This window comes from Pseudomonas sp. JV245A (genome assembly GCF_032424515.1).
In the GTDB taxonomy this organism is placed as follows: Bacteria; Pseudomonadota; Gammaproteobacteria; order Pseudomonadales; family Pseudomonadaceae; genus Aquipseudomonas; species Aquipseudomonas protegens.
Genome location: NZ_VYKE01000224.1, coordinates 1 through 5,853, shown reverse-complemented (window position 1 = coordinate 5,853; position 5,853 = coordinate 1). Strand labels below are relative to the sequence as shown.

Here is a 5,853-nt window from a genome sequence, read left to right as displayed (position 1 = left end):
GCTGCCCCCGCAACTGTGAAGGGTTCGAATGCTGCAAGGCCACTGCATGGGCGTCGACGACGCCGGTGGGAAGGCGCAGCAATCGCCGGTCCGACGACTGGCAAGCCCTCAGCCAGGAGACCTGCCTCGATCCAAGATTCTCACTACAACCGGGCGGGGTGATCCGGTGGCGAAATCTCCGCGCGCCCGGCGTTGCGGTTCTCGTCCCGTTTGCCCGCCTCCTTTTGCCAAAGGGCATCCGATGAAAACACTGGCCAAACTTCCCGTCACCATCGTCACCGGCTTCCTCGGCTCGGGCAAAACCACCCTGTTGCGGCACATGCTGGACAATGCCCAGGGCCGGCGCATTGCGGTGATCGTCAACGAATTCGGCGAGCTGGGCATCGACGGCGAAATCCTCAAGCAATGCGCCATCGGCTGCACCGAGGAAGAGGCCAGCGGCCGAGTCTACGAGCTGGCCAACGGTTGCCTGTGCTGCACCGTGCAGGAGGAGTTCTTCCCGGTGATGCGCGAACTGGTGGCGCGCCGTGGCGACCTGGACCACATCCTCATCGAGACCTCCGGCCTGGCGCTGCCCAAGCCTCTGGTCCAGGCCTTCCAGTGGCCGGAAATCCGCAGTGCCTGCACCGTCGATGCGGTGATCACCGTGGTCGACAGCCCGGCCGTGGCCGCCGGCACCTTCGCCGCCTTCCCCGATCAAGTGGACGCCCAGCGCAAGCTCGACCCCAACCTGGACCACGAATCGCCGCTGCATGAGCTGTTCGCCGACCAGCTGTCCAGCGCCGACCTGGTGATCCTCAACAAGACCGACCTGATCAGCCCCGAAGACCTGGCCAAGGTGCGCCTGGAAGTGGCCGAGGAGCTGCCGCCGGCGGTCAAGGTCATCGAAGCCAGCAGCGGTCGCCTGCCCCTGGACGTGCTGCTGGGCCTGGGTGCCGGTTCCGAGGAACACATCGACGGCCGCCACAGCCACCACGACCATCACCATGACGGCGATGACGATCACGACGACCACGATCACGACGCCTTCGATTCCATCTCCATCGAGCTGCCCCAGGCCGACGAAAGCCTGCTGCTGGACGCCCTGACCCAACTGGTGGTCAAGCACGGCATCCTGCGGGTCAAGGGTTTCGCCGCCATCCCCAACAAGCCGATGCGCCTGCTGATCCAGGGCGTGGGCACGCGCTTCGACAAGCACTTCGACCGCAAGTGGGGCGCCGACGAGGCCCGTACCACGCGTCTGGTGCTGATCGGCCAGGAACTGGACGCCGCCCAGCTCGAAGCGCAACTGCGCGCCGCACTCAGCGTCTAAGCCATGCACCTGCTCAGGACCCAGCCCGGCGGTTTCGTGTCGGATGACAACATTGCCGACCTGGGACAAACCCCCGCCGAGCTGGTGATCCTGTGCAGCGGCGATTCCAGCCTGGCGCTGCTGGCGGACGCCGCCGAGCAATTGCCCGAGGACTACCCCAGCTTTCGCCTGGCCAATCCGATGCAGGTGCAGAACCACGCCTCGGTGGACCTGTATGTGGACCAGGTGCTGCGCCACGCCAAGGTCATCCTGATTTCCCTGCACGGTGGCATCGCCTACTGGCGCTACGGCGTCGAACGGCTGGTGGAGCTGTCCCAGCGCGGGGTGCAGCTGATCCTGGTGCCGGGGGACGACCGCCCGGACCCGGAACTCAGCGACTTGAGCACGGTGGCTGCCGGCGAGCGCGACCGCCTGTGGCAGTTCCTGCGCCAGGGCGGGCGTGACAACGCGCTGAATTTCTACCGCTGCCTGGCCAGCGGCCTGTTGGGGCGCGACTACCCCTGGAGCGAACCGCAGGCCCTGCCACGCACGGCGATCTACCACCCGCACAAAAGCCAGGCTGCCCTCAGTGACTGGCAGGCCGACTGGCAGCCGGGGCAAGCCGTGGCGGCGCTGCTGTTCTACCGCTCCCACCTGCAGGCGGCCAACACCAGCTTTATCGACCTGTTCTGCCAGCGCTTGCTGGCGGCGGGCCTCAACCCCTTGCCGATAGCGGTGGCCAGCCTCAAGGAACCGGGCTGCCTGAGCCAGGTGGAAGACTGGCTGGATGAAACCGCGGCCGGGGTGATCCTCAATACCACCGGCTTTGCCCAGTCCAGCCCCGAAGCCCCGCACCTGCGGCCGTTCCGCCGCAATATCCCGGTGATCCAGGCGATCTGCGCCCAGGACAACGAACCGGGCTGGCGTGACAGCGAGCAGGGCCTGGGGCCGCGGGACCTGGCCATGCACATCGCCTTGCCGGAACTGGACGGGCGCATCATCAGCCGGCCCATCAGCTTCAAGGACCTGGCCTGGCGCAGCGAGCGCAGCCAGTCGGACGTGGTCTGCTATCGCGGCCAGCCCGAACGCATGGATTTCGTCGCCGAACTGGCCCGGCGCTGGGTCGAACTGGGGCGCCTGGACAACGGCCACAAACGCGTGGCCCTGGTACTGGCCAACTACCCGACCCGGGACGGGCGCATCGGCAACGGCGTGGGCCTGGACACCCCGGCGGCGGCGCTGAACATCCTCAAGGCACTGCACGCCGAAGGCTATCCGCTGCCGGCCGAACTGCCGGCCAGCGGCACCGAGTTGATCCAGCAGTTGCTGGGTGGGGTGAGCAACGACCTGGACAGCCTCGACCAGCGCCCCTGCCAGCAAAGCCTGGCCATGGCCGACTACCTGACGCTGTTCCAGGCCCTGCCCGAAGCCAACCGCCAAGCGGTGCTGGCGCGCTGGGGCACGCCGCAGCAGGACCCGATGTGCCGCAACGGGCGGATGATGATCGCCGGCCTGCGCTTTGGCCTGACCTTCGTCGGTATCCAGCCGGCCCGGGGTTACCAGGTGGACCCCAGCGCGGTCTACCACGACCCGGACCTGGTGCCGCCCCATGGCTACCTGGCGTTCTACTTCTGGCTGCGCCAGGCCTACGGCGCCCACGCGCTGATCCATGTCGGCAAGCACGGCAACCTGGAATGGCTGCCGGGCAAGGGCGTGGGCCTTTCCGAGCAATGCTGGCCGGATGCGCTGCTGGGGCCGTTGCCGAACATCTATCCCTTTATCGTCAACGACCCGGGGGAGGGCGCCCAGGCCAAGCGCCGCACCCAGGCGGTGATCATCGATCACCTGATGCCGCCCCTGACCCGCGCCGAGACCTATGGCCCGCTGCGCAACCTGGAACTGCTGGCGGACGAATACTACGAAGCCCAGTTGCTGGACCCGCGCCGGGCCCGGGAGCTGCAGCGGGACATTCTCAAGCTGGTGCGCGAGACCCATATCGACCGCGAGCTGCAACTGGGCGAACAGCTCGACAACGACGCCGACGCCGCGCTCTGGCTGCCGCGCCTGGACACCTACCTGTGCGACCTCAAGGAATCGCAGATCCGCGATGGCCTGCACCTGTTCGGCGAGTCCCCCGAGGGGCGCTTGCGCATCGACACCCTGTTGGCCCTGCTACGCATTCCCCGGGGCGACGGCAAAGGCGCCCATGCCAGCCTGCTGCGGGCCCTGGCCAAGGCTTTCGGCCTGGGTTTCGACCCCCTGGACTGTGCCCTGTCCGAGCCCTGGACCGGGCGCCGCCCGCCCGTGCTGCAACAGTTGAGCGAGGCGCTGTGGCGCACCGCCGGTGACGTTCGCGAGCGCCTGGAGCTCTACGCCGCCGGGTTGATCGAAGCGGCGCTGCAAGGGCCCGTCCCACAGCTGGACGAACCCGGCTGGGAGCCGGTGCAGAGCATCATCGACGGCCTGCGCGAGGAGGTCGCACCGCGTCTGGACGCCTGTGGCCCGGCGGAAATGCGCGGCCTGCTGGACGCCCTGAACGGGCGTTTCGTGCCTGCCGGCCCCAGTGGCGCGCCAAGCCGCGGGCGCCTGGACGTGCTGCCCACCGGGCGCAACTTCTACTCGGTGGATGTGCGCAACCTGCCCACCACCACCGCCTGGCGCATCGGTTTCCAGTCGGCCAACCTGATTCTCGAACGCCACTTGCAGGATCACGGCGACCACCTGCTGCAATTGGGCCTGTCGGTCTGGGGCACCGCCACCATGCGCACCGGCGGTGATGACATCGCCCAGGCCATGGCCCTGATGGGGGTACGCCCGGTGTGGGCCACCGGCAGCCAGCGGGTCGATGACTTCGAGATCCTGCCCCTGAGCCTGCTGGACCGGCCGCGGGTCGACGTAACCCTGCGGGTGTCCGGGTTCTTCCGCGATGCCTTCGCCAACCTGATCCGCCTGTTCGATGCGGCGGTGCAGGCGGTAGCGGCTCTCGATGAACCCGAGGACTTGAACCCGCTGGCGGCCAGGGTGCGTGCCGAGCGCGCGGCCCTGGAGGCGTCGGGGCTGGATGCCGACGCCGCCTCGCGCCAGGCCGGCTGGCGGATCTTCGGCGCCAAGCCGGGGGCCTATGGCGCCGGGGTCCAGGGCGCCATCGACGGCCGCCTGTGGCAGAGCCGCGAGGACCTGGCCGAGGTCTACCTGAACTGGGGTGGCTACGCCTATGGTGGCAGCGACGAAGGCACTGCCGCCCGCGAGCAGTTCGCCACCCGTCTGAGCCGGGTGCAGGCGGTGCTGCAGAACCAGGACAACCGCGAGCACGACCTGCTGGACTCCAACGACTACTACCAGTTCCAGGGCGGCATGCTGGCGGCGGTGGAAAGCCTCAGCGGCAACCAGGCCGCCAGCTACCACGGCGACCACAGCCAGCCGGACCTGCCGAAGATCCGTACCCTCAAGGAAGAACTGAACCGGGTCATCCGTTCCCGGGCGGCCAACCCGAAGTGGATCGAAGGGGTCAAGCGCCATGGCTACAAGGGCGCCTTCGAAATGGCCGCGACCCTGGACAACCTGTTCGCCTTCGACGCCACCACCGAACTGATCGACGATCACCAGTACGCCTTGCTGGCCGATGCCTATCTGCTCGATGGCTCGACCCGCGAGTTCGTCCGTCAGCATAATCCCCACGCCCTGCGCGACATGACCGAGCGCCTGCTGGAAGCTCAGCAGCGTGGCCTGTGGCAAGAGCCTGGCGATTATCGTGAAGCCCTGGAACACCTGCTGCTGGATATAGAAGAAGATTCCTGAGGCGGCGAGTGCTGCGCACTCGATCGCCAGCAAGCTCGCTCCTACAGGGCTGGCATTGCCGTTGTAGGAGCGAGCTTGCTCGCGAAAGCGTCCTGCGGACACCCCCCGACCCAAGCGAGACCCTGACATGAGCGACACCCCACATTTCCCGCTGTCCGCCGTGGTCGGCGCCGAAGCACTGAAACTGGCCCTGTGCCTGACCGCCATCGACCCGAAGATCGGCGGCGTGCTGATCGAAGGCCCACGGGGCATGGCCAAGTCGACCCTGGCCCGGGGCCTGGCGGACCTGTTGGCCAGCGGGCAGTTCGTCACCTTGCCCCTGGGCGCCACCGAAGAGCGTCTGGTGGGCACCCTGGACCTGGACGTCGCCCTGGGCCAGGGCCGGGCGCAATTTTCTCCGGGGGTACTGGCCAAGGCCGACGGCGGCGTGCTCTACGTCGATGAAGTCAACCTGCTGCCTGACCACTTGGTGGACCTGTTGCTGGACGTGGCCGCCAGCGGCACCAACCTGATCGAGCGCGACGGTATTTCCCACCGCCATTCGGCGAAGTTCGTGCTGATCGGCACCATGAACCCGGAGGAGGGCGAACTGCGTCCGCAACTGCTGGACCGTTTTGGCCTCAACGTCGCCCTCAGCGGCCAGCCCGCGCCCCAGGAGCGCGGGCAGATCATTCGCCGCCGCCTGGATTTCGACAGCGATCCCCAGGGCTTCTGCGCCCAGTGGGCCGAACCCCAGGCGGCATTGCGCGAGCGCTGCCAACAGG

General features: G+C 67.8%; 3 protein-coding genes and 1 riboswitch. All 3 genes read left to right on the top strand.

The genetic code is table 11. From position 1 onward, the window contains the following. Positions 1 to 144: riboswitch (cobalamin riboswitch) on the top strand. This riboswitch is flagged as partial in the annotation. Positions 145 to 241: 97 nt separating this feature from the next. Continuing rightward, complete coding sequence (gene cobW / locus F6S12_RS29185; protein ID WP_011061931.1) at positions 242 to 1,312, top strand: cobalamin biosynthesis protein CobW; 1,071 nt, start codon at positions 242 to 244, stop codon at positions 1,310 to 1,312. A gap of 3 nt (positions 1,313 to 1,315) precedes the next feature. Continuing rightward, the gene (cobN, locus tag F6S12_RS29180; RefSeq protein ID WP_315869648.1) at positions 1,316 to 5,089 is read left to right on the top strand and encodes a cobaltochelatase subunit CobN; all 3,774 of its coding nucleotides are present in this window, start codon (positions 1,316 to 1,318) and stop codon (positions 5,087 to 5,089) included. A 127-nt stretch (positions 5,090 to 5,216) separates the two neighbouring features. Further along, on the top strand, positions 5,217 to 5,853 hold a 637-nt coding region (locus tag F6S12_RS29175; RefSeq protein ID WP_315869647.1), incomplete at its 3' end, for an ATP-binding protein.

Excerpts from the sequence above, each read along its gene's own strand:
- cobW (WP_011061931.1), top strand. The coding sequence starts at position 242 with ATGAAAACACTGGCCAAACTTCCCGTCACCATCGTCACCGGCTTCCTC.
- cobN (WP_315869648.1), top strand. The coding sequence starts at position 1,316 with ATGCACCTGCTCAGGACCCAGCCCGGCGGTTTCGTGTCGGATGACAAC.